The organism is Phocaeicola sartorii JCM 17136 = DSM 21941, assembly GCF_054653615.1.
The window spans coordinates 3,664,720-3,690,211 of the sequence record NZ_BAAIFW010000005.1; the positions used below are offsets into that span (position 1 = coordinate 3,664,720).

The following is a 25,492-nucleotide window of genomic DNA, read 5'->3' on the forward strand; positions in this document are numbered from 1 at the left end:
GATATGAGAAAAATTTCTTTGGAAGGGTATTTATACCCAAAAAGTTTAGCTTTTAAACAAATATTACGAACTATGAAGATCGCCTTAATTCTTCTGTTAGCCACAGCATTCAGCGCATTCAGTATGGATGTGCACTCTCAGAATGCCAAAGTCAATTTGGATGCCAACGACATGAAGGTAGCCCAACTGATCTCTGCCATCGAATCACAGACCAATTACCTGTTTGTATATAATAAGAAGAACGTAGACTTGAACCGCAAGGTGAAAATCAACGCAAACAATAAAGCTGTGTCTGAACTATTGGATGAGGTTTTTGCCGGAACAGGTATCACCTATGTCATGGAAGGCAAAAACATTGTTTTGACAAAAGAAAGCAACACAGCCTGCGAAGAAGTGAGACAGCAGAATACAATCACAGTAAAAGGTATTGTAACGGATATGCAGGGCGAAGCCATTATCGGTGCAAACATCATCCAGCAAGGTACCACTAACGGTACAATTACCGATATTGACGGTAACTTTACGCTGGAAGTACCCGCTGACGCACAACTGGTTGTATCTTATATCGGTTATAACACAATAACCATACCGGTTGCCGGAAAAACGAACCTGACTATCAAGATGGCCGATGAGACACTGAAACTGAACGAAGTGGTAGTGACAGCCATGGGAATCAAACGAAAATCAGAAACTCTGACCTACTCCGTACAACAAATCAACGGAGATGATATGACCCGCGTCAAGGATGCCAATATGATTAATTCACTGGAAGGCAAAATAGCCGGTGTCACTATCACGAAAAACTCATCCGGTTTAGGAGGCTCCGCCAAAGTATCAATTCGTGGTATACGCTCGGCTTATGAAAATGGAAACAACCAGCCCCTTTACGTGATCGACGGTGTCCCTATGCTGAACAGCACTTCCGTACAGGCCATGACGACCATGGGAGGCAACAATGACTCTGGAAATCGTGATTCGGGTGATGGTATTTCCAACATCAACCCGGAAGATATACAGTCCATCTCCGTATTGAAAGGAGCATCAGCTGCAGCACTTTACGGTTCACAGGCAGCCAACGGTGTTATCATGATCACTACCAAGAAAGGACATGCAGGATCTACCCGCGTCACTTTCTCAACCAACACCACTTTCGATTCAGCCATCAGTCTTCCGGAATACCAGAATTCTTATAATCAGAATTGGGAAAAAGAAAGTATGAAGAATTATGATAATTTAGGCGATTTCTTTTCTACCGGTGTGACTACCATCAACTCTCTGACAATGTCCACAGGAAATGATAAAGCCCAAACTTACTTTTCATACTCAAACACTTATGGAAAAGGTATCATCAGTTCAAATAAACTGAACAAACATAACCTTACTTTCCGTGAAACCGGCAAATTCTTCAATGACAAGCTCACACTGGATGGAAATGTCAATATCATTCATCAATCTGTAAAAAACCGTCCCACTTCAGGCGGCCTTTACCTGAATCCGTTGGTAGGCTTATATACCTTTCCACGAGGTATGGACATGGAACCCTACAAAAGTGGCGAGATATGGGATGATGTACGTAATATGCCCAAGCACAACTGGTACAAGGACGTATCCGACGGAATGGAAGGAAATCCATACTGGCTTGTCAACCGTGTGACCAACCAGGATACACGTATGCGTACCATTGCCTCTTTAAGCGCCGCTTTAGAAGTAACCAGCTGGATGAAATTACAGGCCCGAGGCACACTGGATTATATCAGTGACAGATATGAACAGCAAATGTGGGCCTCCACTTCTCCTACCCTTTGCGGTGGTGACTGGGATTCCAAAACCGATAACGGACGCTATGCGTACAGCAACCATGATGAACTGATGGCTTATGCGGATTTCATGGCCATGTTCAACAAAAGCTGGAATAAAATCAGTTTAAACGCTGTTTTGGGCACATCCATTAATTATACGAAATCGAATACACTGAGTATGGATTCCCATCTGGCAGGTCTTTATCACCCCAACGTATTTACCCCTACCAACATCAATTATGGTAATATGTCTTCGGGTGACGGAAGCGCCTCTTTCAACGCTAAAAATGAAATGCAGTCTGTATTCGCCACTGCCCAGATTGGGTATGCCGATGCCGTCTATTTAGATTTGACTGCCCGCAACGACTGGTCTTCCACACTTTATGGTACAGACAGCATGGACTCCGGATTCTTCTACCCGTCAGTAGGTCTTTCCTGGCTGTTAAACAAAACGATTGATCTGCCCGAATGGATTAATTTTGCAAAAATCCGTGGTTCATTTGCCGAAGTCGGCAATACACTGCCACTTTATCAAGCCAATCTATATCCCACTATCGGAATGGGCGGCGTTATCAAACAAGTGATAAACTATAATGACGGGACATTGAAGCCAGAGATTTCAGATTCCTGGGAGGTAGGTGCGGAATTCAAGTTCTTACAGCACAGACTGGACATTGATTTTACCTGGTATAAAACAATTACAAAGAATCAATTCTTGCTTGTTCCCATGCTGCCGGGTTCCGCTTATGCATACAAAATGATCAATGCCGGAAAAATCAGTAACACGGGTATTGAACTGACCATTGGCGGAGTGCCTGTACAATCAGAGAATTTCCGCTGGAGAACCCAGTTCAATATAGCTACCAATAAAAACAAAGTAGTGGAATTAGCCCCGGGCTTCACCTCTTTTGCTTATGGACAAGACGGTCTGAATATGGCCTATCGTATGATCGTTAAAGAAGGAGGGTCATTAGGAGATATTTATGGCAACGCTTATGCAAGAGATGATAAAGGCCAGATAAAGTTCGGCGATGACGGGATGCCGATGGTACTCAATGACCGCCAGCAATACTTAGGCAATAGTAACCCTGATTGTACAATAGGATGGAGCAACTCATTCAATATTTACGGATTCAATGTTAATTTCCTGATTGACGCACGCTTTGGTGGAAAAGTCATGTCTTTCACACAAGGATATCTTGATTCCCACGGAGTCAGCAAGACTGTCGGTGAAGCCATGGACAGAGGATATGTAGATCTTGAAGGCACCCACATTGAAAATATACAAAAATTCTATACCACGATCGGCGATAAAGACGGTGTCACCGAACAGTATATGTATGACGCGACCAACATCCGGCTGCGTGAACTTTCCATCGGGTACAATTTTCCACAGAAATTTTTGGCGAAGACACGTGCCATCAAAGAACTGAATGTTTCATTAATAGCCCGTAACTTGTTCTTCTTCCATAAAGACGCACCTTTCGATCCGGATGCTGTGCTGTCTGTTGGAAACGCCAACCAAGGTGTGGATGTATTCGGTATGCCGACTACACGCAGTTTAGGTTTCAATGTTAAATTCTCATTTTAATTTATCCAACTATTAAAATAGACAATCATCATGAAAAACAAAATATTAGCTTTACTATTAATCAGCAGTGCCCTAACCGCCTGTACAGATCATTTCGAAAAATTCAATACAGAAGACGGAGCTTACACCGAAGACAAACAAGGTATGGACTTTGCAGGAAATACCATGTATTTCCAAGCCATAGAACAAGGCATTTATTTCAACGACCCAGCTCCGGGTGGTACTGACTGGACCTTCCAGATTATACAAAATCTGAATGTGGACATGTTTGCGGGATATTTCCATGATATGGCATCCAAGTTTTTCCCCAACAACTCATGCTACAACCTGAACGATGGATGGAACTCGGCAGCATGGAGCTACACTTATCAATACACCGTCTCAGCGATTAACAAATGTGAGGCTGCCAATACAGACAGAAAACAGTTCTTAGGGATTAACAAAATACTGAAAGTAGCCACTTTGCACCGCTTGACTGATATTTATGGAGCAATCTTATATAGTGACTTCATGGATTTTGTCCCGGACAGCCAGGAGGCTACCTACAAAGCCATGTTTGCAGATCTGGACAAAGGCATCGAACTGTTAGATGAAGCTTTGGCGGAAGGCATCCCCGAAAATGCTTTTGCCGAACATGATATCCTTATGCAATCGGGCAACCGGACATTGTCAGCATGGTCCCGCTGGGCCAACTCCCTGCGACTGCGCCTGGCAATGCGCGTATCCAATGTGGACAAGAATCTGGCTCAAACTGAAGCACAAAAAGCCCTTAATGACAAGCATGGACTAATTGAGACCAATGCTCAAGGTGTGTTCGTATCTACTGAAAAAGGATATAAGAATCCGCTTGGAACCATTGGATTGTCTTGGTGGGAGGTTTATGCCAGCGCCAATATGGAATCATTGCTCACGGGCTATGGTGACCCACGCGCATCCAAATATTTCACTCCTGCCGTAGGCGGAAACGAAGGAGTACCGGGCAACTACAAACCTTTATTCGATTATAGTGGAACATTTAAAGGCATCCCCATGGGACTGGGTGGAGAGAAGAACATACCGGCCGAAAACAATGCGTACAAATATCATGCACGCTCCACCATACAAGTGGAAACTCCCGCTCCGCTAATGACCGCAGCCGAAGTCTGGTTTTTACGTGCAGAAGCCGCTTTACGAGGCTTTTCATCAGAAAATGTCAAGAACTGCTATGAAACAGGAGTCAGACTTTCTTTTGAACAATGGAAAGCAACAGGAGTGGAAGAATACTTGGATAGTGAAAGCAAACCTATTGACTATAAAGACGTATTCGATGCAACATGCAACATGAAAGCTGCATCCAGCATTACCCCGAAATGGAATGACACCGTCGGCAACGAAGAAAAACTGGAACGCATCATTACCCAAAAATGGTTGGCCATGTATCCTGAAGGAGGAGAAGCATGGGCGGAACAACGTCGCACCGGTTATCCTAAACTATTCAAAGTATTACACAATGAAAGCCAAGGAACAATTGACACAGACATCATGATCCGCCGTCTGCCTTATCCATCCAATCTGGCTACCGATCAGCCCCAGCTTTATCAGCAATTAACGAGTGCCCTTGGCGGTGCAGACAATGGGGGTACACGTCTATGGTGGGATACAGGTAAAAACAACTTCTAATTTCTATTTCAACAAGACGGATTATTTATAAAAAGAGATTTTAAATGTTTCGCTTAATCAAGGTATTAGCATAAGGCAAAAAGAGTTCGTAAGACGGGGGACGTGATGTTTCCCGTCTTATTTTATTTTCAAAATGTCGTTCCTCCTTATTTCCCGATATTACCGGAGATGAGAATATGATGCCCCAAACACATATTCCTCCGGAATTATGCAAACTCCACCGTTCCTATTTGGAAATTAACCCTCACTGAGTTACCTTTGTAACTTCAACCAATTATAATAAACCATGAAAAAACTTCTATTCCTAGGTGCCCTGTTGTTGTCATCAACATACATGAGCGCCCAAACTTCCGAATATTATGAGGAAGCAGCCAATCCTATCGCCACCAATTCCACTTTATGGACTGACGTAACCGCTCCGCAAATCAGTTGGGGCAGCACAGACATCCGCTATAAAAAAGAGGAACCGGCACCTATCCGTAATACACAGAAAAGTATAAACCTCACTGCATGGAAAGGTGAAAAGATATCGGCCCAACTGGTCGTATGGACTCCTGAGACACTGAATGATCTGACTTTCATTGCAAGCGATCTGACCTCCGGCGGAAATACCATCAGCAAAGAGGATATCCAGACAGCATTTGTACGCTATGTCATGACTGACGAACTGAACAAAGACGGTCTGGGTGCATGCGGATACCGCAATAGCGCCGACTTTGACTCAACTCTAGTGGCAGATGTAATAGACCACATCACCCCCGCCCTGACCATCCCCGCCCATTCCACCCAAGGGGGATGGATCAGCATCAACGTGCCTCGTCAAGCCAAGGCCGGAAAATATACAGGAACCGTCACTGTAAAGTCCGACGGTAATACACTGGCTGAATTAAAACTGAATATCCAAGTGAAGAACCGTACCCTGCCTCCTCCTTCCGAATGGGCTTTCCATCTGGACTTATGGCAGAACCCATACGCAGTATCCCGCTACTATAATGTAGAACCGTTCAGCAAGAAACATTTCGATTTGATGCGTCCGTTGATGAAACTGTATGCCGATGCAGGCGGCAAGGTAATTACCGCCTCCATTATGCACAAGCCCTGGAACGGACAGACCTACGATGCTTTTGAAAGCATGGTCACCTGGCTGAAAAAAGCGGATGGTACCTGGTACTTTGACTATACCGTATTCGATAAATGGGTGGAATTCATGATGAGCCTTGGCGTCAAGAAACAAATCAGCTGCTATTCCATGGTTCCTTGGCGCCTTTCTTTCCAGTATTTCGATCAGGCCAGCAACTCTTTCAAATTTCTGGATGCCAAACCGGGCGAAGCTGCATACGAAGCGTTCTGGATGAATATGCTGCAAGATTTTGCACGACATCTGAAAGCCAAAGGATGGTTCAATATTACTCACATCGCTATGGATGAACGTCCGATGAAGGACATGCAGGAGACATTGAAGGTAATCCGCAAGGCTGATAAGGACTTTAAAGTCTCGCTGGCAGGGACGTATCACAAAGAATTATTGGATGACATGGATGACTACTGCATCACCATTGCCGAGAAGTTTACTCCCGAAGAGATTGAAACACGCCGTAAGGCAGGCAAAGTGACCACTTACTATACCTGCTGCACAGAACCCCGCCCCAATACCTTTACTTTCAGTGAACCTGCCGAAGCTGAATGGCTGGCATGGCATAGCGCAAAAGAAAATTTGGACGGCTATCTTCGCTGGGCTTTAAACAGCTGGGTTCAACATCCGTTGCAGGACAGCCGTTTCACGGCTTGGGCTGCCGGTGACACTTATATGATTTATCCGGGCGCCCGTTCATCCATCCGTTTGGAACGCCTGACAGAAGGGGTACAATCTTTTGAAAAAGTACGTATTCTGAAAGAGGAGTTCGAGAAAAAAGGGAATAAAGGAGCTATCAAAAAGATAGACAAGGCCCTGCAAATGTTTGATGAATTGGGAATGGACAGAGTTTCTCCCACCACTGCCGTAAACAAGGCAAAAGAGCTCATCAACCGATACTAGAGAAAAAAGGATACGTCCGCATAAGCCTGTACGTATGTGTAGCCCTACACATACGTACGTAAGTTCCCTGCGGACGTACTTGAAAAAGCGAGCTTTCTAACGCACTATCTATTCCACCTTATTATTATCCGAAGTTCTGTAACCTCTCAGGAAATCAGCCACATTCATACGTTTCTTGCCTGCCAACTGCAAGGTGAGCACATTGATAAATCCGTCATTTACCGCAATCTGAAAATAAGTCTTCATATCCGTACGGATATCACCTACATTCATCTCATGGGAAGCAAAAACTTTTTCCGCTTCATATATTTTCAGAACCTGGCGTGTCCCATCGCCCACACAAAGTTCGGTCCATGCGGCAGGATAAGGAGACAATCCGCGAATAAAGTCATAAACCCGCTTCACGCCTTTATTCCAGTCTATACGGCAGGTCTCTTTAAAAATCTTCGGTGCCGGACGCAATTCTGTCTCCTGCCTGATCAGATCCTCCTGGGGAACGGGCTTTACGCTGCCATCCAAAATGGCATCCACTGTTTCCAGCACCAGTTCACCGCCCAGGTGCATCAGCTTATCATGCACAATCTCCACATTATCCGTATCCGCAATGGGAACACGCACCTGCTGGATAATCTCGCCGGTATCTATCTCATGTTTCAAGAAGAAAGTCGTAATTCCTGTTTCCGTATCTCCGTTTATCACCGCCCAGTTTATAGGAGCCGCCCCTCTATATTGGGGCAATAAAGAGGCATGCAGGTTGAATGTACCCAGACGCGGCATGTTCCATACTATTTCGGGAAGCATACGGAAAGCAACGACAATTTGTAAATCGGCTTGTAAAGACCGGAGTTCCTCTACAAATGCCTCATCCTTCAATTTCTCCGGCTGAAGCACCCGAAGGCCTTGAGAAACAGCATACTCCTTCACCGGACTAGGCTGCAACACACTGCCATGCCGTCCCATCGGCTTGTCAGGCATGGTTATCACACCTACTACATTGTAACCTCCTTCAACCAGTCTTCTCAGGCTCTCCACCGCAAAATCGGGAGTGCCCATATATACGATCCGCAAATCTTTCTTTTCCATATACTTACATTATTTAATCTTCAGAGAAATCAACCAATACCTGCCGGTACGAATTAAAGATCTTCGACTTGGAAACAAATCCTTTGTATTTTCCTTCTTCATCAATCACAGGTAGATTCCAAGCCTTTGTATCATCAAACTTCTTCATCACTTCTTCCATAGAATCAGCAACATTGATCCGTGCCGGAGGAGAAATCATAAATTTTTCCACCTTGAAACGATGATATAGCTCCTGACGGAACATGATGTTACGGATATCATCCAGCACCACAATGCCCAAAAGCTCTCCATTGACATCCACCACCGGAAATAAATTACGTTTGGCCTGCGAAATGACTTTAACCATCTCGCCTAAATCCATATCAGGCCGCACTTTGTCAAAATCAGTCTCCACCACACTGTCAATATTCATCAAAGTCAGTACGGCCTTGTCTTTATGATGCGTTATCAATTCACCTTTCTTAGCCAAACGCATTGAATAAATACTATGTGGCTCGAATATCATAATGGTGAGATAAGAACTGACAGATACCATCATCAACGGAAGGAACAGGTCATACCCGCCGGTCAGTTCCGCAATCAGAAAAATCCCCGTCAGCGGAGCATGCATCACTCCCGACATCAATCCCGCCATGCCCAGCAAAGCAAAATTTTTCTCCGGAATATAAGGACCTATATGCAATTCATTACAAAAATGAGCAAAGATGAACCCGGTGATACATCCCAGAAACAAACTGGGAGCAAAGATACCACCACAGCCACCGCCACCGTTCGTCGCACTGGAGGCGAAGACCTTGAAAAGTACGATCATGGCCAGATAGACGAGCAGCAAATTGTCAAACCCATAAAAGATGGAATTGTTCATCACCGTATTCCAATCCTGATTGGTCACGCCGTTCAGCAATAAATTAATGGTATCATATCCTTCACCATACAATGGAGGAAAAAGGAATATCAAGATACTCAGCATCACACCACCTATAGCCAGCTTGACATACGGGCTCTCATAGCGACGGAATATATTCTCCACCGCATTCATGGCCCGTGTGAAATACAAGGAAACCAATCCGCACGCAATACCCAACAGGATCGCCGAAGGAATGCGCTCCATCAAGAACGGTTCATCCATGTGGAACTTGAACATGGCATCGGGACCGGTCAGAATATAAGAGACCGTAGCCGCCGTGACACAGGAGACAAGAAGAGGCAGCAATGACGCCATCGTCAAATCAATCATCAAGACTTCCAGCGTAAACACCAAACCTGCAATGGGAGCCTTGAAAATACCCGCCACCGCACCTGCCGCACCACATCCCACCAACAGCATCAAGGTCTTATGTTCCATCTTGAACACACTGCCCAGATTAGAGCCGATAGCCGAACCGGTGAGCACAATCGGAGCCTCCGCTCCTACCGAACCACCGAAACCGATCGTTATGGCACTGGCTATCACAGACGACCATGTGTTATGCCGCTTGATACGGCTTTGCCGACGGGATATGGCATATAATATCTTCGTCACCCCATGACTGATGTCATCTTTCACCACATAACGGATGAACAATCCGGTCAGAAAGATACCAATAACGGGATACACCAAATACAACCAGTTGACCCCTGTAGAATCAAAGTTTTCTGTCAGAAACTCTTTGATCCATTCCACCAGGAACTTCAAGAACCACGCGGCCAATGCCGTAAAAATACCGGCAAGAAAGCTTAATATAAGAATAAACTGCTTCTCTTTTATCTTCTTTTCGCGCCATAAGATAAAGCGCTGCAACCAACTTTTCTTATTTTCGTCTATAATTGCATCCATTCTTTTCTTTACTCTCTAATAATCTTTACTTCCCCCCCTTTACCCAGTTTAATGATGCTGGATGGCTTAGGGTGTCCCACTTCGTTTTGTCTATATTCCACAATATAATCCACCGCTTGTTTCACTTCCTCAGTGATCTCGCCGAAGTTGGCAGGTGAAGGCTGGCCGCTTATGTTGGCAGAAGTAGAAACGATAGCCTTGCGAAAACGGAAACATAATTGTTTGGAGAATTCCTCGGCCGTGACACGAATGCCCACACTACCGTCTTCGGCCAGCAAGTTCTCAGCCAGATTACGTGCCCCTTCATAAATAATAGTCAATGGCTTTGTAGTAAATTCTATCAAATCCCAAGCTACAGCCGGAACGTCGCTCACATAAAAATCCACTTTCACATCACTGTCCACCAATACCAGCATAGCTTTACTGTCAACACGCTTCTTTATATCATAAACCCGCCTCACCGCCTCCGGGTTAGTGGCATCACAACCTATTCCCCAAATCGTATCAGTAGGATAAAGAATCACTCCCCCCTTCTGCATCACCTCGCAGGCTTTCTTCAAGTCCTCTCTAAAATCTTCGTTCATATCGTTTTTATTAGTTGGCTCTCACTTTAACAAATTGCAAATGTAGCAAATCCTCTTGATAATGACGAGTTAAACCCGAAAAAAAGATGCCTCTCCAATATTCTCTGTTACAGACAATATAAAAAAAAGTACTATTCCTCAAACAGGAACAGCACTTTTCCATTTTAGCTAGACAGACTTCATATAAGTGGCCATAATAATCTAGTTATTCCTGCAATATTTTCCTCCGACCTCTTTTATTTGTCTATCCTGAACCAATCCACATCAGTCCAACCGCCATCATTCGTTTGAATAGACGGACGAGTACAAAACAAACCCGTTTTAGCACCAATCCATCTACCTTCTTTCACTCGGAATGGTATACCTAACGCTCTGTAAGTCCTTCCATCCGTGCTATAACTAAATTTACACATCACCACTAAATCATGTCCTCCTTCATTACCTGCATTTTTTCTGTCCTTTGTGGAAAACGTTGATTTCAGATAAATTGTATTACCTTCCAAAGGAACAGATGCATTGATTTTTTCCAGACTACCCCTGTCAGCCTCATCACACACAGACTGAGACAATACCAGCCCATCTTTAGTATTCTCCACGAACACCCCTGCATAATCCAATCCCATTACAACTAATCCTGTACGCTCACCTGTATATTTCTTAGTGGGTTTGAAAGTTAATTTAGTTGTCGCTGTAAAATTAGGAGCAGAGATCTTTTGTAACAACAAATTTGGGACATCCCATAAATTCCTATAACTATCTGTAACAGGATAAGAATAAAGACGTATATATCCATTTTGTCCATTACAAAACATCCATTTTTCGTTGATATTAGCATTCCACTGCCATTGTGGAGACAAAATCTGACTATTAAACTCATCACTTTCCTGAGGAGTACAAACAGAATACTTTTTACCAACATCTGGTTTCTTATAGAATAATACCGGTTCTCCGCAACCATCTCCATCTTTATCTATTCCTATGACAGGCCAGTCATCCACCCATTTCATAGGCTGAAGATGAAGCAAACGGCCATGTGCACCTACATCTTGAAAATGTAAAAACCAGTCTTCTCCTGTAGTAGTGTCCACCCATGCCCCTTGATGAGGCCCGTTTATCTCAGTTTCTCCTTGAGCCAATACAGTCTTCCACTCATAAGGTCCATAGATATTTTTCGAACGTAACACTACCTGCCACCCGGTAGCCACACCGCCTGCCGGATGGAAAATATAATAATATCCATTACGTTTATAAAATTTGGGTCCTTCACAAGTTTCATGAGCTTCATGCCCGTCAAAAATAATACGAGACTGAGTTATGGCCTGAGTTGCCTCAGCATTTAATTCACAAATAGCTATGACACTTTTTAAACCGGCACGACTACCTGCATAAGCATGTACCATGTACACCCGTCCGTCATCATCCCAAAGAGGCGTTGTATCAATGATACCTTTACCTGATTTTACTAAAACCGGCTCACTCCAAGGTCCCTCCACTTTTGAGGATTTCACCATATAAACCCCTTGATCGGGATCTCCCCAAAAAATATAGAATTCCCCGTTATGATAGCGGATACTAGGAGCCCATACACGATTCCCATGCTGTGGAGAATGATCGCTTATGGGAGGTACGGCATAAGGTAATGCCGCACCAATGATACTCCAATTCACCAAATCCTTGGAATGTAATATTTGCAAACCGGGTAAACAACCAAAACTCGATGAAGTCAAATAATAATCATCTCCAACCCTACATGCGTCAGGATCAGAATAATCCGCATAAAGCACTGGATTTTTATAAGTTCCATCACCTTGGTCTGACACCCATACTTTTGAAACATAGTCCTGAGCAGAAACAAACCCTCCGCTCATTCCCAACAAGCAAAAAGCTATAACATATTTCTTCATTATTTATAACCCGTATTTTGAGTAAATTCCGTTTTATTTTCAATAGCATCCAAGAATGTCTGAGGGAATGGACGTACCCAATGATGTTCGTCCACATTTGCAGCATCAGGGTTACACTTTTTTATTCTCTTTACAAACTGTTCTTTACCAAATCGTTTCAAATCAAACCAACGCAACTGCTCTCCAGCCAACTCACGCGCACGTTCATCCAGTATAAAATCAATATCTTGTATTTGTGACAATTCAACACGCATTGCATCTTCATATCCGGATATAGCACGAGACATACGCAATTTATTCATATAATCCAAGGCATCCGCTCTATTTGCTTTAGCTCCCGCCTCTGCTGCGATAAGATACATTTCGGCAATACGAATCATAAAGCCGTCACGAGTACTTCTATCTTCATCTTTCGATGCACGAGTAGGATCCGCAAATTTACTTAACTCCAGATATTGTTTCAGATTCTTTGTCGAACCATCTGCATTATACACATCATTTCTATCAAAAAGCTGATAACGATTTTCTGCCCATTCCCGTTGAGCTTTAGTTGCCTCTCCCTTAATGATATAAATGGCAGTATCAGTCATTGCGGTATACTTACCTTTTCCCTTTTCATTATTCATGATCCATAAATTACGAAAACTGCCGGCATAACGCTGGTCTTTCTCCTCATCAAACAAATCCACTAAATAACGAGTTGGCATATATCGGTTAAACGGACGACCATATTCTGCAGTACGTGTCATACCCGGTTGGTCATCATACTTCATACAAAATAGTAAATGTGCATTATTCCCTCCGTTTCTGATAACAGCTTTATCATCTAATTCAGAATTATACAATTGATTTGTTGAATAATCTACATACCATATCACTTCTTTATTAGAGTTTCCATCACTCTTCTTCATGTCCCATATTGAAGCAAAATCTTCAGCCAATTCAAACGGACCATTTTCTATCACATCTTTAGCCAAATCGTATGCCTGTCTATACATGTCCACATCATTTTTTTCACTTGCTCTAGTCAATAAAAGTCTGGCTTTTAAAGCTTTCGCAGTCCAAATGGTAACCCGTCCGCCATCATTTTGCAAAGTTGACAACTTGCTTTTGATAGCCCAATCCAAATCATCAAACATAGATTGGTAGATATCATCTGTAGAAGTTTTTACAGGGTTCATTACTATACTGGTAGAAGGCTGGTCTGTATAATAAGTATCTCCAAAAGTTTCGGTCAATATCCAATAATAGAATGTACGCAAAACCCTAGCTTCCGCCTCACGCTTGTTCAAAGTTGTAGCCAATATCTCATCATTAGATGGATTCGGTACTGTTCTTGCATGAGATATTGCTGTATTACACCAATTTATCGCAGCATAAAAACGGTCAAAATAAAAAGTACAGGCAGAATTTGTTCCATCCAAAGACTGAGTATATGCCGCCATATTATTATCCACGCATCCCGACCCTGCTGCAATAATATCAGTTCCAGTCTCACTTAGCCCAATCGCATCCTCTCTTCCTGCCCAAAAACGCAAAGGAGTATAACAAGCATTAACTACAGCATTCAATCCAGCTTCCGTATCATAATAACCTCCTTCTGAAGTCACATCACTATAGTTCGTTTCATCCAAGAAACTATCACAACCACATCCTAGAGTTAGCATCAAAGATGCCAATATAAATATATTTTTCTTCATAATTACTTTCGTTTAATATTATACACTCTATCAAAAATCCAAGTTGACACCAAAAACAAGCTGTTTGGTCATCGGAAATGATATTCCTCCTCCTCGTTCCGGATCATAATTATCAATGCTGCTGAAGGTAAAGAAATTTTTTGCAGTTGCATAGATACGTACACGCCCCAAACCTAGACCAGACAATACTTTTGAAGGAACATTATAAGCCAAAGTTATATCCCTCACCTTAACAAACGACCCTTTTTCATATTTCAAAGTTGAAGAATATCTAGTTTTTCCAAAACCATAAAACCGATTGGGACGTGGGAATTTATTAGTTGGATTTTCCGGAGTCCAGTAATCCACACTAGAACTGTTTTCCAATCCGTCCGGTTTATATCCCCTGTTAAATTCGTAATCAATCCACTGGCCTAAACGACTATAAATAAAGAAGGAAAATTCAAAGTTATGAATAGTAAATGAGTTATTTATACCAAAAGTAACTTTAGGACGTTTACTATAAACCACACGGTCTTCAGGAGTTATTTCACCATTACCATCCGTATCCTGAATCTTAATATCTCCAGGTTTCTGCCCATTTTTAGCAGCCTCATCCGCTTCATCCAGTTGCCAGATTCCTATCTTTTTATAGTCATAAAAGACTCTAAACGCTTCACCTACAAACCATGAGTTTGCCTCATCTCTCAGTGCTCCTGATGCCAATTCCTTAATCTTCTCTTTATTGTGAGACAGAGTAAAATCTGTAGTCCAAGTAAAATTCTTCTTTTGAATGTTTACAGAGTTCAGCGCCACGTCAATACCAAAATTTTCTGTTTTACCAATATTCTCCATAACCTCGGCATAACCATTAGTTGATGGAATCTTACGATTCATCAATACATTTCTAGTATATGATTTATATACATCTACAGAACCAGAAAGACGGTTATTAAAGAAACCAAAATCCACACCTAAATCAAACACAGAAGTTGTTTCCCATGTCAGATTTTTATTCGACATCGTTTTAGGATACAACCCACTAGCCAAATCATTGTTAAACGAATAAGTGGACGAACCTAAAAGTCCGACAGTCTGATAAGGATCAATAGCCGATTGCCCTGACTCTCCCCAACTCAAACGAAGTTTTAAATTAGACAGTTCGTCAAAACCTTTCAAAAAACTTTCTTCATTCATTCTCCAAGCTACCGCCACAGACGGGAAATATCCCCATTTATGTCCATCGGCTAATAATGAAGAACCGTCCGCACGTAATGACGCAGTAAGAATATAACGATCCATAAACTTATAGTTTACACGGCCGAAGAAAGAAGCTAATTTTTCCTCATTTAAATAGCTGTCAATCATGACTTCTTTGGTATTCGATGCCAAATTGTGATAGATATTTCCTCCATAGGTCTGTCCTTTACCCGAAGCCAAGGTGTACTCCTTACTTTTATAAATAGTACTTGTACCACCCATTATCTGAAAATCATGTTCACCCAAAATTTTAGAATAAGTCAGAACATTTTCCCAAGTTATGCCCGATTCTATAGTATGCTCTTTCAATGATTTACTATCCTTACCTTCTCCATCCAAAGAATTTGCAGAACAATAATACCCCCTTCTCTTATTTCTTGCATCCACACCTAAAGTTGTTCTAAAAAGCAAATCTTTTGTGATATTCCAATTCACATACAGACTACCGAAAAAACGGGTCGCTTTTGTATTATCTTTTACAGCTCCATCCACGTCATCCACCAACGGATTCGTTTGAGAATTATATCCCGGTGCAGGAAATCTTACCACTTCTCCATTTTCATCATAAGGTTTTGACAAAGGCACAATCTTATTACACATATTCAAAGGATCACGGCGAGTATTCTGATCTTTGTATGTATAAGTAATATTAGTACCAATCTTCAAGTTTTCCAAGAGTTTATGATCTAATGCCACTCTAGCATTCAACCGTTTATAATTATCATTTTTAAAAAGTCCATTTTCGCCTCTATATCCTAAAGAAATAGAATGTTGTGTTTTCTCAGTGCCTCCTGCTATAGACAATTCATAATTCTGATTAAATCCATTGCTCATCATCAAATCTCTATAATCTGTAGAAACTCCTTCTCTTACATATTCTAATTCCTGGGCTGCTGTAAAGACTTGTTCATCTGGTAAATATTCATTAGTTGTTTGGTTACGATATGCCTCACGCTTTAACTGAGCATATTCAGCTCCGTTCATAATAGAGGGATAAGACGAAATCATATTAATGGAAGCAAAAGCATTCAAAGAAACTTTTGATTTTCCTGCTTTACCTTTTTTAGTTGTAACGATAATAATACCATTAGCACCACGTGTTCCATAAATAGCAGTCGAAGAAGCATCTTTCAATACCTCAATAGATTCTATATCAGAAGGATTAATATCCAAAGTTGTGCCATAATCTATGCCATCAACTAAAATCAGAGGTGCATTACTAGCCTTCAAAGATCTTTCTCCACGAATAGTAAAACTCAAATCTGCTCCAGCTTTACCTGAAGAAGCGGTTAAATCCAATCCTGCTACTTTTCCTTGCAAAGCCTCTAAAGCATTTGTAGTAGGAATAGCAGTAATATCCCGAGATTTTACAGAAGATATTGCACCTGAAAGATCTCTTTTCTTTTGTACACCATAACCTACAACAACGACCTCATCCAAAGCTTGAGTGTCCTCTTTCAATGTAATTATGAAAGACGTTTGTTTTCCCACAGAAACAGACTGAGTGAGGTATCCAATGTAAGAAACAACCAAAACATCTTTTTCCTTTACATCCGGTATGGTAAATTTACCATCCAAATCCGTTATAGAACCATTTCCTGTTCCTTTCACAGAAACATTAACACCAATAACCGGTTCTCCCGATACGTCTTTTACTATACCGGAAATCTGACGGGTCTGCGCAAAAGACAGCAGATACAGAACACTGAATATCAAAGATATACATGTTCTTTGAATACATACTTTTTGATTCATAAACTAGTGTTTTTATAATTAGTAAATAAGGTAATTTTTCAACATTTTTTTAATTTAAAGAACTACGGTAACAGGCTCACCTGCTTTCAACGTTATTTCCTGTTTATCTATACCTTGCAACTGGATTTTCACAGTCTGATTTATTTGGGACAACAAGGTTGCTTTTACTTCTTTTTCGCGCCATGCTAATTCTTGCAACAAGATTCCTCCTCTTAAAGCCATCCCTTTTATAGTACCATTCTTCCATTGAACAGGTTTACAAGGTAAAAGAGAGATCACACCAGGTTCAGAATAAACCATCATCTTCATCACTAATGACGGATATCCTCCACAAATATCCAAATTAAATGTTTTCTTAGGGTCATGGGTTGAAACCAAATTGTTGTTCCAATAACTATTTCCAAGCCAGGTCAACATATCATAAGCTGTTTCTGTCTCTCCTAAAGCACATGCCGCAAAAGCCAACTGAACCATTCCAAACGCCATGACACCTCCGTTATCCTGTCGCCTTATTTCCATTCTGCGATTGATAGCACGTTTACATCCTTCTATCAAATTTTGATTTCCCATGATCAACGGATCATGAAAATCATATAAGCCGAACAAATGAGAAGCATGACGGTGTTTATGGTTATCCTGCAAATCCTTCCACATCCACTCTCTGATTTCCCCATTTTCATTCAACATATAAGAAGGCATTTTTTCCTGCATAGTTTTCCATACCGGAATCTTATCCTGATTTACCCCTAGAATCTGGCTGGCTTCTATAACAGAACGCAATAACCCATTAGCAGCCATTACATCCATAGTAGCATTGACACATGCCTGACTTGAACTATTGGCCGGATTATTCTCTGGAGAATATGAAGGATTAAAAATATATTTTCCGTCACTGCCTTCTTTTAAGAAATCCTCATAAAACAAAACAGCCTGCTCCATAAACGGAAGCGCACGCTCTCTTAGAAAATCTTTATCCAAGGTGTACATATAATAATCATAATAGAACAATGAATACCATGCGGCTCCTGCTAACCAAAAAGTCATCGGCCATGTAGCATCAAAATGATTATTCAGACCATGGGAACTAAAACGTGAAGGAACATGAATACCCCGGCAATTAAAAAGCTCACGCGCATTCACTTTAAAATCCTCCATATATGCTTCCAGCCTGTCGAACAAAGGCAACATCAATTCCGGGGTATTAGCCTGAAGATAATGCGAAACGACAACCGGAAGATTTCCATTAGTCGTGTAATCACCAGACCACGGAGGAGTCATAGTAGCCCCCCAAATACCTTGAAGATTAGGAGGATTAATACCTGTCGCGCTAATTACATTGTAACGTGCCGCATCGAAAAGTTTTTCTACAAGAGCCGGATTATCCCCTCCTGTTTTCAACAATTCTTCAGAAGATTTCATCCGATCCTCTTCTGAGGCATCCAGATCAATAGAAACACGCTCAAACAATTCTTTATGAATTTTCTTATGTGCCGCCAGCAGTTCATCATAAGTTCCATCATATAATTTTAATGCATGACTCATTTCAACAACCCGAGACTCATCCATATTATCAGAAGGCTCAATCCGGGCAACAATCAACACATCAGTGGCATCCCTGAGAATCAATTGGTCGGAATCCATTTCCACTTTTCCGTCCGAACGTATGACCTGTACCACTCCTTCATAACCTTTAAAACTTTTTCTGGATTCAAACTCCCAAGGTCTTTCATACCATGCCTTAAAATAAAGTCCGTTATCCATCGTTCCAGATTCAACCTTCTTTATACAAAAGTTATCATCCAGATTAAATTTCTTAATGCGACCCACATCATGCCTTATTATCTTCGAAAGGCTCAATGTTGTATTAATAGATGCCCCCTCTTCTGATGACAATTTCAAAACAACAAGATTGTCTGGTCTTGAGACAAATAATTTACGGGTGAAAACACCATTATTGTCTTCCCAATCCACTGTCACCTCACCCGAAGTAAAATCTACAGATCTGTCATATTGTTTAACTGTAGAAGTATCTCCTAAAAGATTGAATTGAAAAGCGGGAATAAAAAGATCTGTCGCATGTTTCCCTTTGTATCCTTCCGAGTTTGCCAAATCCACAATAAAACGAGATGCCTCCGCATATTTGTCCTCCAACAGCATCTGCTGAATTTTACCTAAATATTTTCCCTGGGTTACCGGTTTCCTTGCAGAATGAATAGGCAAATAAAGCAAGGCATGATTCAAAACAATGGATTCCTGATATGGATCTCCTGTCACCATAGCCCCCATTATACCATTTCCACTAACTAATGACTCCTCCCAAATTTTAGCAGGTCTGTCACTATGAAATCCCCTTTCCAGTGATATTGCACCATTATGCATTTCTGATTTACAGCTCCAGAAAGAGAAGGCAATCGCACAGCAGATTAAAATTTTCTTCATAGTACTTTTATTAAATAGTTTATTATATAAGATCCCATTTGTCAACCACAAATTACTTTGTTTGCAAACATAGCAAAGAGATAAAAAAGGAACGTGCATTATTTATGCCGTTCCGTGTACTTTTTAAACTACTTGATAGAGAAGTATATTATTTATGCTATTCTGTGTACTTTTTATGCCAGACTATAAAAGAGCCTTTGATTGATCAATCAAAGGCTCTTGTCTTATACTCACTCGGAGTACAATTCTTCAACTCTTTAAATACCCTACTAAAATATTGAGGAGAGGAAAAACCACTCATATAGGCTACTTGAGATATATTATATTTCCCTGAATCCAATAATTGTATGGCCCGCTTCACCCGCATATCCTTTACTAAATCAATGGGAGTCACTCCCAATATAGACTTCACCTTCCTATAAAAAACAGTACGTCCCATTTTCATCGTATCAGCCAGATCTTCAATTTTAAAGTCCTGATCCTGGAGTTTATATTCCACAACCTGAATCACTTTCTGAATAAACTCCTCATCAAAAGAAGTAATTTGGGGCATTGAAGGAGAGATGCTATCCAGAGAAGCACCCGGAACTGCCAAATTCTCCTGTTCAGAAGATCCGAGTGCTTGTTTCATAAAATAATCATGTAACACTCCGCGTTGCTTCAACAAGGAAGAAATACGGGCACGTAAATATCCGGAACTAAATGGTTTGGTTATATAATCATCCGCACCATATTCCAATCCTCTGATACGATCATCCAATGCAGATTTCGCCGATAGCAGAACAAAAGGTATATGACTGGTATCATGACTCTTTTTCACTTCTTCCAATAATTCAATACCATCCATACAAGGCATCATCACGTCACTAAGTACCAAATCCGGTAATTCCGACCTTATTTTTTCAAGCCCCTCTTTTCCGTTCTCCGCTTCTATCATATGATACTCCTTACGAAGAATGCTCACAATAAAATGTCTCAGTTCTTCATTATCATCCACTACCAGGACTGTCATATCTTCTATAAATTCTTCTTTTCGTTCCACTTGTGTCGCTATTGAAGACATCGTTTTGCTGTCATTTAAAATGAATTCCACATTCTTGTCCGATCGGAAAACTTCATAGCTTCTTGCCAAAGAAACTGAAAACACACTTCCCTGTCCCAATTTACTGTCCACCATAATAGAGCCATGTAGCATATCAACCAATTCTTTTACCAAAGAAAGACCAATACCGCTTGATAAATTAGAGTCCGTATGTCCCAACGTCTCGAAACGTTTGAATAACATATCTATTTTATGCAATTCTATGCCATTCCCTTCATCCCTGACTTTGAAAAGGAAAACATCATTTTGAGGTTCAAGAATAAAATCTATATTCCTGCCATCGGGAGTATACTTAAATGCATTCGACAATAGATTAAACATTATTTTTTCAAACTTATCGACATCAGTATAAAGCACATAACTATCACAGGAACAAATAAACTGAAAATTAATATTCCGCTGATGTGCCAGAGCCGTAAAAGTTTCAAAGACCTTTTTAGACAAGGACACAATATCGGTTTCTTCAATATACAATTTCATTTTGTTATTCTGTATTTTCCTAAAATCAAGCAATTGGTTAATAAGGCGCAACATACGGTCTGTATTCTTTTTTGCTATCAACATATTCTCCCGGCCTTCCTCACTCAATCTCTCATGATCAATCACCTCTTCAATAGGACTGGCGATCAATGTTAACGGAGTACGTAACTCATGAGATATATCTGTAAAGAAACGGAGTTTCAAATTTGTTATCTGCTGTTCAAAGTTCACTTTCCGTTTTAAATTAAAAATATAAGCTAAAGTTGCCGAGACAGCGACAATCATTAATATAATTAATATGACATACAGTATCCACGCCCACCCAGTTTCCCAGAAAGTTGGTTTTACATGAATAAATAATCGGGCCATATTATCAACCCATAAGCCGTCCCCATTAGTGGATTTCACTTCCAGCACAAAATCTCCTGCAGGAAGATTGACCAAACTGGCAGAATGGCCATGACCTATATAGTTCCATTCCTTATCTATATTTTTCAAACGATATGCATATTGCAGATTGCCCGAAGCGGCAAAATCCAATGCAGCAAAGGCAATCGAAACATTCCGCTCATTTTTTTCTAATGTCAAAGTCTGATCCACAATCGGAGAAAGACTTCCCATTTTGTTATTCTTACCAGTACTGGCATCTGTAAAGACAATAGGTGGTATAAAACTACTTTTATCCAACTTATCCAAATGCAAGTATAAAACATCCCTGTTTAAAGCCACATACATTCCATTTTTGTCATCCCTGACCAACGGTATTTCAGAAACCAACAAATGGGAATGAAAATAAAAACGATTATAAGATTCTATACTACCGCTATCCGGATCGTACTTACAAATCTGATCTTCAAAACTAATCCACAGTTCATGACTGTCTCCTTCCATCATGGTATAGGCCATATCCGAAGGCAGACCATTCTGTTTGTTCAAATGCATAAACTCTATATTGTCGCACAACAAATTTTTAGAGGTTACCAGATTCAATCCACTACTATGGGTGATAATATAGATTTCTCCTTTCCCACTTTCAAAAGTATAGATTACGTCATTATTGCTAAGACTGTTGGCACGTTTAGTATCACAGTGATTCAAATTAAATTGTATTTTCTTACATTCATCAGTTTTTGCAGGAAAAGTTAACAGTCCGTCGGTTGTCCCCACCAACATAACCCCGGTTGAGGTACAGTATATACTCCTCACTTTTCTACATTCATTTTTAGGATAAAGATCCAGTCCGTTATCAGAATGAATGAAATACAAATCGGGAAAAGTCCCGTCAACAACGTTTAATCCTCCACCATAAGTACCGATCCAAATATGCCCATCCACATCCTTGCCAAAAGCATAAATAGCATCCGAACTGAGACTTCTCTTATCTTTCTTATCATGCTTGAAATGAAAAATACGGAATTTTTCATCTTCGGGAACAGCCACATAAATCCCATTCTCCCTGCTCCCCATCCATAAACGGTGGGCTTCATCCTCGAAAAAGCAATAAATGTCAGCACCAAAAAGAACCTGTCTGTCCCGAACCAAATCTCCCGTCTCATTCAAATTGCCTATATAACGGTGCTTGCCATCATAGAGTTCTATCCGTTTACTTTTATCGGCAACCCACACTCTTTGTCCGGAGTCCACAAACAATCCACGTATTTTATCATAATGATTCATTGAGAAATAACTGTAATTTTCATTCAAGAACGTTATCATGTCAACCCCGGAATCACAACTCAGCCATATATTTTTCTGATTATCAACTAAAAATTTTCTACCTGTAGCCTTATAAGCCACTTTTTCACCATTTATATAAGTATAACCCTCTTCAAAAAGATTTGTTGTGGAATTATAAAATGAAAATTCACCATTTGAGGCAAGAATCCAGATACGTCCATAACTATCCTCATGAATAAAGGTATACATTTTCTCACGCCGGCCGGACGGATAGCCCACAAATCCTATTTTATTATGATTCAAATCACAACAAACGACATTGGACCTCCCGTTAAACATCCATAATTTATTGTCTGCCGACTGAAAGAATCCGGATGGTGATAAGTCGGGGCTGTCTTTATCTATCAAAATATTCTCTAAATGGTTATTATAAGTATCAACCACAATGACCCCTCTTTTAGTCATAACCCCCATTTTCCCGTCCCGCAATGCTAACAGTCCCGCAATATCCCAATCTATTCTTCCAAAATCCGCCTCTTTTATTCCACTTTCCGGAGTATATAACACAATTTCTCCAGTTGAGGTTGCCATATAAAACTGATGATCCAAAGATACCGCATACTTAAAATTCCTTTTGTCCGACAATTCACGTTTTCCATAAACGAAGCATCCCCTATCTGTCAATATCCACTCATTATTATATGCATCCAGCACAACTGAATAGATCCGGTTTCCATGCTGAGGGACAGAACCTGACGGCAAAAAGACAACCCCATTATTTTTTTGATAATCAGCCTCATCAATACGCCACAGATTTCCATCAGAGGCAACAACCCATATAATTCCATTAGTTAATGGAATTAGTTTCTCCACCAAATCACATTCCTCTATCTGGGGATGACAAGCAAAGACATCCTCAAATCTTTCCCGCCGGGTATCAAACGGATAAACCTTATCGTCATAGGTATGGCACCATAATATATGACCACTGCCTTTAACCACCTGCACCATTCTGTTATATTTCAATTTTATCGCATCTGTAGGATACGACTTATAATTTTTGAAAGTATATCCGTCATATTTTTCCAATCCATTCCAAGTGGCAAGCCAAATATATCCGTCATCATCCTGAAGAATATCTTGTACTATATTCTGTGACAGACCATCTTCTATAGAATAATGCCGCACATCAATCAATCCTTGTGCGTGCACAAACAAACAACACTGATATAATATAATAGCGACCAATAATTTTACCCGCATGTTCATCATTGTAAATAATATAAGATTAAAGTACAGCAAATTTATGCTTTTCCTATGATATCGTATAAAAAAAGCCAATAAAAAAGATGCCTTGACTGTTTTCTATAACAATCAAGGCATCTTTCCAATCAATGTAAGAAATTAGAATAAAGTATTCGTATCTTCTACCAACCGGCCCATAGCCCAAGCCGCCCGGATATTCAGCTCTCTGTCCAGAATCAGCACATCGGCATCCATGTCTTTCTGCAACGCCCCCTTCCGGTGGTCCACTCCCATGATGCGCGCCGGAGTCTCGGAAGCCATCCGCACGGCATCAGCCAGCGGAATACCCGCCTTCACCATGGTGCGTACCAATACATCCATGGTGGCTATACTGCCTGCCAATGAAGAATGGTCGGCCATTTTGCACACACCATCCTCTATAATCACATTAGGATCTGTCATTTCCTTTCCATCAGCGGCGGCGTATGCCAGCGCGTCCGTAACCAGGCAAGTCTTTTCCACTCCCTTCAGTTTATAGGCCAGCCGGAGAATAGTGGCAGGCAGATGGATGCCGTCGGCTATCAGCTCGATGGTCATTCCGTCTGTCAGATAAACACTTTCCACAGTTCCTTCGTATTTATATTCACGGCATTTATGGAATCCCGGCATACCGTTATAGAAGTGAGCCGTATGGGTGAATCCGGCTTCAAAGGCAGCTTTTATCCCCTCGTATTCCGATTCCGTATGTGATACGGCCACCAATATTCCTTTTGATTTCAAATAACGGGCAAACTCCAAAGCACCCGGCAGTTCAGGCGAGGCATCCCAGCGCTTGATGCAGTCAGTACTTTCCAATAAAGAAGTATATTCCTCCTTATCCGGATTTTTCAGTTTCCCGGCGAACTGCTCACCTGCCCTTTTCGGATTCAGATACGGTCCTTCGACATGCAGTCCCAGCACCGGACTGTCCTCTTCGTTCATCAAGGTTTCACATACCGTTACCGCCTTGCGGATTTCTGAAAAAGGAGACGAAGACAAAGTAGGGAAAATACTGGTCGCCCCGTGTTTCTGATGCGCTTTTATAGCTGCGCGGAACGCCTCCTCCGTACATTCGTTGAAATCGTGTCCCCCGCCACCATGGGCATGCATACACACGTATCCGGGTACAATGTACATTCCCTTGGCGTCAACCTGTTTCGCACCGATCAGCGCCAGGTCACAATTAGTCACTTCCAATATCTTATTATCCCGTATCAGTACAGAGCCTTCATCCAGCCAGCCTTGCGGAGTAAAAATTTTGCCGTTAATAATCTGAGTCAACATGATTAGCGAGTATTAGATAATATTTATTTAATGTTCTTTGCAACAACAAAAGTAAATACTT

General features: G+C 41.2%; 12 protein-coding genes. 3 read left to right on the plus strand and 9 right to left on the minus strand.

The annotated features are described in order from the left end of the window. The first annotated feature begins 3 nt into the window (after positions 1-3). The 3 genes from ACYQ0C_RS15635 to ACYQ0C_RS15645 all read left to right on the plus strand — a co-directional run bounded on the left by ACYQ0C_RS15635 (position 4) and on the right by ACYQ0C_RS15645 (position 7,084). Positions 4-3,390, plus strand: a complete 3,387-nt coding sequence (locus ACYQ0C_RS15635; protein WP_025076598.1) for a TonB-dependent receptor — start codon at positions 4-6, stop codon at positions 3,388-3,390. 30 nt (positions 3,391-3,420) lie between these two features. Then, on the plus strand, positions 3,421-5,049 hold the full coding sequence (locus ACYQ0C_RS15640; protein WP_016275652.1) for a SusD/RagB family nutrient-binding outer membrane lipoprotein: 1,629 nt from the start codon (positions 3,421-3,423) through the stop codon (positions 5,047-5,049). Between the two features lie 286 nt (positions 5,050-5,335). After that, entirely contained in the window at positions 5,336-7,084 is a 1,749-nt protein-coding gene (locus tag ACYQ0C_RS15645; protein ID WP_016275651.1) for a DUF4091 domain-containing protein, read from the plus strand. A gap of 108 nt (positions 7,085-7,192) precedes the next feature. Here the strand turns inward: ACYQ0C_RS15645 and fmt are convergent, their stop codons facing one another. From fmt to nagA, 9 genes are all read right to left on the minus strand, one after another. Continuing rightward, positions 7,193-8,167 carry a methionyl-tRNA formyltransferase gene (gene fmt, locus ACYQ0C_RS15650; RefSeq protein ID WP_016275650.1) on the minus strand — a complete coding sequence of 325 codons (975 nt, stop codon included), beginning with the start codon at positions 8,165-8,167 and terminating at the stop codon, positions 7,193-7,195. 13 nt (positions 8,168-8,180) lie between these two features. Continuing rightward, complete coding sequence (locus ACYQ0C_RS15655; RefSeq protein ID WP_016275649.1) at positions 8,181-9,983, minus strand: chloride channel protein; 1,803 nt, start codon at positions 9,981-9,983, stop codon at positions 8,181-8,183. 8 nt (positions 9,984-9,991) lie between these two features. Further along, on the minus strand, positions 9,992-10,567 hold the full coding sequence (locus tag ACYQ0C_RS15660) for an L-threonylcarbamoyladenylate synthase (RefSeq protein WP_016275648.1): 576 nt from the start codon (positions 10,565-10,567) through the stop codon (positions 9,992-9,994). A 236-nt stretch (positions 10,568-10,803) separates the two neighbouring features. Beyond that, positions 10,804-12,471: a glycoside hydrolase family 43 protein gene (locus ACYQ0C_RS15665; protein WP_016275647.1), complete on the minus strand. Its 1,668-nt coding sequence runs from the start codon at positions 12,469-12,471 to the stop codon at positions 10,804-10,806. After that, positions 12,471-14,171 carry a RagB/SusD family nutrient uptake outer membrane protein gene (locus ACYQ0C_RS15670; protein WP_016275646.1) on the minus strand — a complete coding sequence of 567 codons (1,701 nt, stop codon included), beginning with the start codon at positions 14,169-14,171 and terminating at the stop codon, positions 12,471-12,473. Before ACYQ0C_RS15670 ends, ACYQ0C_RS15665 begins: the two co-directional genes overlap by 1 nt. A gap of 30 nt (positions 14,172-14,201) precedes the next feature. Further along, the gene (locus ACYQ0C_RS15675) at positions 14,202-17,165 is read right to left on the minus strand and encodes a SusC/RagA family TonB-linked outer membrane protein (RefSeq protein ID WP_016275645.1); all 2,964 of its coding nucleotides are present in this window, start codon (positions 17,163-17,165) and stop codon (positions 14,202-14,204) included. A gap of 54 nt (positions 17,166-17,219) precedes the next feature. Then, positions 17,220-19,604 carry a glycosyl hydrolase family 95 catalytic domain-containing protein gene (locus tag ACYQ0C_RS15680; RefSeq protein ID WP_016275644.1) on the minus strand — a complete coding sequence of 795 codons (2,385 nt, stop codon included), beginning with the start codon at positions 19,602-19,604 and terminating at the stop codon, positions 17,220-17,222. A 205-nt stretch (positions 19,605-19,809) separates the two neighbouring features. Further along, a complete protein-coding gene (locus tag ACYQ0C_RS15685; RefSeq protein WP_032941597.1) occupies positions 19,810-24,135 on the minus strand; it encodes a hybrid sensor histidine kinase/response regulator transcription factor in 4,326 nt (1,441 codons plus the stop codon). Positions 24,136-24,267: 132 nt separating this feature from the next. Next, entirely contained in the window at positions 24,268-25,431 is a 1,164-nt protein-coding gene (nagA, locus tag ACYQ0C_RS15690) for an N-acetylglucosamine-6-phosphate deacetylase (protein ID WP_016275642.1), read from the minus strand. Between the last annotated feature and the right edge of the window lie 61 nt (positions 25,432-25,492).